The organism is Methanobrevibacter sp. (genome assembly GCF_045646045.1).
Classification (GTDB): Archaea; Methanobacteriota; Methanobacteria; order Methanobacteriales; family Methanobacteriaceae; genus Methanocatella.
This window is the reverse complement of the sequence record NZ_JAZRJY010000120.1, coordinates 1-5,570: the sequence shown is the minus strand read 5'-3', so window position 1 is coordinate 5,570 and position 5,570 is coordinate 1. Positions and strand designations below refer to the sequence as shown.

6 protein-coding genes are annotated in these 5,570 nt (G+C 31.4%); 1 reads left to right on the top strand and 5 read right to left on the bottom strand.

Translation table 11 applies throughout. The features are described from left to right. The coding region (locus tag ACKI5C_RS07875; protein WP_407432610.1) for an aldo/keto reductase at positions 1 to 675 on the bottom strand (675 nt) is incomplete at its 3' end. 125 nt (positions 676 to 800) lie between these two features. Further along, positions 801 to 1,943, bottom strand: a complete 1,143-nt coding sequence (locus ACKI5C_RS07870) for an aldo/keto reductase (protein ID WP_407432609.1) — start codon at positions 1,941 to 1,943, stop codon at positions 801 to 803. 55 nt (positions 1,944 to 1,998) lie between these two features. Here ACKI5C_RS07870 and ACKI5C_RS07865 point away from each other — a divergent pair, with 55 nt between their 5' ends. Next, positions 1,999 to 2,535 (top strand): DNA-3-methyladenine glycosylase I, encoded by a 537-nt coding sequence (locus ACKI5C_RS07865; protein WP_407432608.1) that lies wholly within the window; start codon positions 1,999 to 2,001, stop codon positions 2,533 to 2,535. 9 nt (positions 2,536 to 2,544) lie between these two features. Here the strand turns inward: ACKI5C_RS07865 and ACKI5C_RS07860 are convergent, their stop codons facing one another. Genes ACKI5C_RS07860 through modA form a run of 3 tightly spaced genes read right to left on the bottom strand, consistent with a single transcriptional unit; the run spans position 2,545 to position 5,158 of the window. Further along, on the bottom strand, positions 2,545 to 3,579 hold the full coding sequence (locus ACKI5C_RS07860) for a sulfate/molybdate ABC transporter ATP-binding protein (protein ID WP_407432607.1): 1,035 nt from the start codon (positions 3,577 to 3,579) through the stop codon (positions 2,545 to 2,547). Positions 3,580 to 3,630: 51 nt separating this feature from the next. Further along, positions 3,631 to 4,305, bottom strand: a complete 675-nt coding sequence (modB, locus tag ACKI5C_RS07855; protein ID WP_407432606.1) for a molybdate ABC transporter permease subunit — start codon at positions 4,303 to 4,305, stop codon at positions 3,631 to 3,633. Between the two features lie 55 nt (positions 4,306 to 4,360). After that, positions 4,361 to 5,158: a molybdate ABC transporter substrate-binding protein gene (modA, locus tag ACKI5C_RS07850; protein ID WP_407432605.1), complete on the bottom strand. Its 798-nt coding sequence runs from the start codon at positions 5,156 to 5,158 to the stop codon at positions 4,361 to 4,363. Positions 5,159 to 5,570: the final 412 nt, after the last annotated feature.

Sequence of the window (5,570 nt, the reverse complement as noted above, 5' to 3'; positions counted from 1 at the left end):
AACAGAAGCATCCGGATTATAATCCTTCATCAATTTTTCAGCTTCAGGAGGAACATCAGCCAAAAAACCACCTTTCAAAGGCTCCATCACAAGTACAGGCTTATTATGCTTACAAGCCACCTCATAACATTTTCTTGATTCGATTCCATCACTTTCCCAGTCAAGATAATTAATCTGAAGCAAAACAAACTCCATTTCAGGATGCATAGTCAAAATATTATCCAAATACTCAGCATTTCCATGAGTGGACAAACCCAAATGTTTAATTTTTCCCTCTTCCTTTTTCTTATTTGCAAATCCAAAAGAATCAACATCCAAAAAGCCCTTCTCTGAAAATCCGCTTACATTATGCAACAGGTAATAATCAAAATAATCAACACCGCAACGCTCAAGCTGCTCAGAAAATATTGGTTCAAGCTGGTCTTCTGAAGTTATTGAAAACAAAGGCAATTTATCTGCAATAACATAGGAATCTCTAGGATATCTTTCTACAACAGCTTTTCTAAAAGCCACTTCACAATTACCAAAGTGATAAGGATAAGCAGTGTCAAAAAAAGTAAAACCCTTTTCTAAAAACAGCTCTGCCATTTTATTTACTTGCTCAAAATCAACACTTGACTCGTCATTTTCATCAAGTAATGGTAACCTCATCATTCCAAAAGCTAATTTTTTCATAATACAAACTCCCTTTTTATTAATTACTCTTCTTTAAATAATTTCACTTAGCAAATTGAATATAATATACTTTATTGTTATTACTTAAAGTACTATTAACCTCATCATCAATTTTTTATTAAATATTAATTAAACAAATCCTGAGCATCAAGCATTATATCCACTATTTTAACATTAAATGGACATCTATCTTCACATTCCCCACATGCGATACATTCAGTTGCATCATAAGTTAAATTGTTATAATGCTCTTGGACACTTTGTGGAACCTCATCATGAACAATAGCAAGATCATACAATTTTATAAGACCACCAATATCAATTCCAGAGGTACATGGAGCACAATGACCGCAATACATGCATTTGCCTTCAAAAGAATGTTTAGGTGCATTAGCTAAAATATCCTTATACTCTTTTTCACTATCAGAAGCGGTTTCATATTCAAGTGCAGCATCCAATTCTTTAGTATCACCAACACCAACAAAGATACTGGCTACCCCTTTCTGTTCCAATGCATAATGAATACATTGAACAGGAGTTAACGCTACACCAAATGGAGAATCATTTTCATCAAATAGTCTTCCACTGGCATAACCTTTCATTACGGTTATTGGAGTGCCATTATCCTCACATAATTGATAAAGTTCTGCTCTTCTTGGATCTAAACCCGCCAAACCTTCATATTTATCATCATCACGATAATCATCAAGAGCATCTGTCGGAGGGAACATATCATATGCAGGATTAATACTAAACATCAATAATTCAATTTCAGGATTTTCTGCAGCCAAAAAAGCAATTTCCGTGCTATGAGTACTAAAACCGATGTGTTTAATTATGCCATCAGCCTTCAAATCACGAACATATTCAATAAATTCACCATTCATTATTTCATCATAATCCTCTTGAGTATCAACATAATGAATCATTCCAAAATCTAGCATATCAATTTGAAATCTTTCCATGAAATCTTCAAAAGCCTCTTTTACCTTATCCATTTCACGGGTTCTGACATATTGATTATTCTGCCATGTAGCACCGATATGGCCCTGTATAATCCATTTATCCCGAGTATCTTTAATGGCTTTACCCAAATTAGTCCTAACCGTAGGCTCACTCATCCAACAATCAATAAAATTTATTCCATTAGCTTCACAATGCCTCACAATTTCTTCAACATCTTCGTAAGGTCTTTCAATATACCATTCAGCACCAAAAGCTATTTCACTTACTTTTAATCCAGTATTTCCCAAACTTCTATATTTCATATTATCTCCGTAAAATAGTTAATACTATTTATAGATTTTATTAAATATTAACATGATGAAAAAAAGATGCTCATGGGTTGAAGGAAAAGAAGAGATATATATTAGATATCATGACGAAGAATGGGGTGTTGCCAAATATAATGACGATATCCTATTTGAAATGCTTGTATTAGAATCATTTCAAGCAGGATTATCATGGATAACCATTTTAAAAAAGCGTGAAGCATTTAAAGAAGCCTTTGATAATTTCAACATTGAAAAAATTATTAACTATGATGAAAGTAAAGTACATGAACTGCTTGAAAATGAAAACATAATTCGCCATGAAGGCAAAATCAGAGCAACAATTAATAACGCAAAAGTCTTTAAAGATATACAAAAAGAAGAAGGTAGTTTTTCAAATTACATCTGGAGCTTTACTGATGGTAAAATAATAAAAGCAGAATATAAAACAAAATCAGAGTTATCAGATGAGATTGCAAAAGATTTGAAGAAAAAAGGTATGAAATTTGTGGGATCAACTACAATATATTCTTATCTGGAAGCTATTGGCATTATTGATAACCATACAATAGATTGCTTTAAATATTGAAAAATTAAACTAATCTTCCAGCAATATTATATTTTTAGGATCTACTTTCAAATATTTAGGAATGAGAAATTCATGCTCATAAATCTGTTTATCATATTTCCACCACAAACCATTCGCCAAAGTTATTTCCCATTCAAAAGGCATTTCCACTTTTATTGAATTTGTAGTATCCAATACATTAACATCATCTTTTTCGGCAGGAGAAAAATCATGTGCTCTTATTCCAATATGAGTAATATTAGGTGAAATTTTTTCAGATACTTCAAATATAACTCCCCATTCCAAAGATTTAACATGGTTTTCATCTATAATTTCTATTTTAGAAATGTTTTTACATCCCGTAAGTCTGGCAACCTGAACTTTTTTCGGATTTTCAAATATACTATAAGTATTTCCCTTTGCTATAATTTCGCCTTGGTCCAATACTATAAGTTCATCACAAAACTGAAATGCTTCATCACGGTCATGAGTAACCATAATTGAAAATCCATCAAAATCCTTTAGCGAATTAAGAAGTTCAATACGCAATTGTTCTTTTAAAAAAGTATCCATAGCACTGAATGGCTCATCCAACAATATGACATCAGGACCATAAGCCATTATACGGGCTAAAGCTACTCTTTGCTGTTGACCTCCAGACAATTGTCTAGGATATCTTTTTTCCAAACCTTCTAAACGAAAACGCCTAATCATTTCAGATACTGTTTTTTCATCATCATCAGACAAACCAACAGCAATATTTTCTTCAACAGTCATATTAGGAAATAATGCATAATTCTGAAATAAGTAACCTACATTTCTAATTTGAGGTTTTAAATTAATTTTGTTATTAGAATCAAAATAAACAGTTTCTTCATCAGTAGTTAAACTTATAACACCACTATCTGGATCTATAATGCCCGCAATAGATTTCAATGTCATACTTTTACCACATCCAGAAGGACCAAGAATCCCCAAACGTCCATGTTCTAATTCAAAATCAACTTTTAAGTCAAATTCTTTAAGTTTCTTTTGAATATTTACTTTTAACAGTTTATTGCTCATAATCTCCCCCATCATATGAAATAATTATATTTCTATCACCCAAAGTATAAATTATTTCCATTGTTTTTCCTTACGTATAGAAATATAATCCATAATAAAAATAGCTACAAATGCTATGATGATAATGACTATTACATAATTAAAAGCTTCTCCCATATTACCAGCAGCCACTTCAGAATAAACTGCCATAGGAAGTGTTCTGGTTTGTCCTGCAATATTACCTGCAAGCATAGCCGTAGCACCGAATTCACCTAAGCCACGGGCATAAGCAAGAATTCCACCACTGATAATTCCAGGCAATGCATTTGCAAACAGCACTTTCCAGAAAATTTTCCACTCAGACATGCCTAATGTACGGCCAGCATCCAATAAGTTAGAATCCACCTGTTCAAATGCTGCTCGAGCGGAACGATACATTAAAGGAAAAGACATGACTACTGCAGCAATAACTGTTGCAGACCATGAAAAAGCAATTTTCACAGTGAAAAAATCAATAAAAAATTTACCGATTGGTCCTCTAACACCAAAAGTCCACAATAAAAAGAACCCCACTACAGTAGGAGGCAATACAAGAGGCAGTGTAAAAATACCATCAAGTACAATTTTTATTGAATCATTTTTTAATTTAACAAGACCCCAAGCAACAAATAAACCTACAAAAAAGGTTATAAAAATTGATAAACTTGCAGTTTTCATTGAAATGAAAACCGGGGACCAATCAGTCATGTCTATATCACCTTAATATATTTTTATTTTTCAATCGAATACAATACTAACTCAATTAATGAATAGTAAAACCATATTTCTCAAATACCTCTTTAGCTTCAGGAGTTTTTAAGAATTCCATGAATGCTTTTGCAGCTTCAGGGTTTTTAGGGTTTTTGAGTTCAGCTACCGGATAGATAACTGGAGTTTTTAAAGTACCATTAGGAGCTTCACAAACTACTTTAACATTATCATTAGATTTTGCATCAGTAGCATATACAATACCACATTCAGCAGATCCTTGAGCTACTTGGTTTAATACTGCAGTCACATCAGTACCTAAAGATAATTTAGATTCAGTATCGTTCCAAATACCCATATTTGTCAATACTTCTTTTGCATATTGACCTGCAGGTACTGAATCAGGATTACCAATAGCAATGTTACCTTTTACATTTTTTAAATCATCAAAGGAGCTTATATTGGAAGATGAATCCTTAGGCACAATCAAAACAACCTTATTTTCTAAAAATTGAACATTAGTATCATTATTAATTAAACTTTCATTTGCTAACTTATTCATCTGTTTATTGGAAGCAGACATGAATACATCCGCACCCAAACCATTTTCAATTTGAGATTGCAAATCCCCACTAGAAGCATAAGTAGGGTTAACTTTTACACCAGGATATTTCTTTTCAAACATTGGAATTAAATCTTTATCAAAAGCATTTTTCAAACTAGCTGCTGCAGCTAGATTAACTTCTTTTCCATCTAAACTGTTATTTGTGTTTAATGAACCTGAAGCCCATACACCCACAGCAATAACAGCTACTATAGCTATAACAGCAATGATTATTTTCTTAGAATCCATAGTTACTCACCATTTCAATAAATTTATAAATATACTATCGACATCAAATAAATAACCAAAGATTTTGTAAAAAAAGCAAAACGAATAAAATTATTGTTCATATCAATTAAATAATCTGATTTCAATAATTTTTATCCCATATAAAATTCGCCGATAAAGCATCAAACGAATAATATTATAAAAAACAAATAATAATTTGATTTTATAATATTTCAACCTTTTTTCTCCCATCTAAAATTATAATTCAATTATCAGATTAGTAAATTATATTTTATTACTAATGACATATAAATGTTTTCACATCGAGTTAGCCCATTAAGTTTAATATTATTGATTGAATTATAGTTATGTGAACAATTACTATTAAATATAATCATTTAAAAAAAATTTTATGAAAAAAAAACTAACAAAA

Excerpts from the sequence above, each read along its gene's own strand:
- ACKI5C_RS07870 (WP_407432609.1), bottom strand. The coding sequence starts at position 1,943 with ATGAAATATAGAAGTTTGGGAAATACTGGATTAAAAGTAAGTGAAATA.
- ACKI5C_RS07865 (WP_407432608.1), top strand. The coding sequence starts at position 1,999 with ATGAAAAAAAGATGCTCATGGGTTGAAGGAAAAGAAGAGATATATATT.
- ACKI5C_RS07860 (WP_407432607.1), bottom strand. The coding sequence starts at position 3,579 with ATGAGCAATAAACTGTTAAAAGTAAATATTCAAAAGAAACTTAAAGAA.
- modB (WP_407432606.1), bottom strand. The coding sequence starts at position 4,305 with ATGACTGATTGGTCCCCGGTTTTCATTTCAATGAAAACTGCAAGTTTA.
- modA (WP_407432605.1), bottom strand. The coding sequence starts at position 5,158 with ATGGATTCTAAGAAAATAATCATTGCTGTTATAGCTATAGTAGCTGTT.